This window comes from Halomonas borealis (genome assembly GCF_004798905.1).
GTDB classification, from domain to species: domain Bacteria; phylum Pseudomonadota; class Gammaproteobacteria; order Pseudomonadales; family Halomonadaceae; genus Halomonas; species Halomonas borealis.
The window spans coordinates 1-232 of record NZ_SDMO01000149.1; the positions used below are offsets into that span (position 1 = coordinate 1).

At 29.7% G+C, this 232-nt stretch carries 1 protein-coding gene; it reads right to left on the reverse strand.

What is annotated here, in order from left to right; all coding sequences use genetic code 11:
• Positions 1-232: hypothetical protein (locus tag ETC07_RS15715; protein WP_168709237.1), on the reverse strand; the 232-nt coding region annotated here is incomplete at both ends.

A 232-nucleotide genomic window follows, 5' to 3' on the forward strand; every position in this document is an offset into this window, starting at 1 on the left:
ATTTAGTATCAACAGTAACTGAACCACCTGATAAATTTACAGTTTGAGAACTATTACTTTCATTTGTATATGTAAAACTTGTAACAGTTGAAATTGGATCATCAGCACCTTGCACATCATTATCTAATAAGTTAATCATTCCAGTTAAAGCAACATTACCTTCAACAACAGATAATTTAGCTTCAGAATTAGCTGTAGGAATATCATCTACAACACTTACATTAAATGTTGT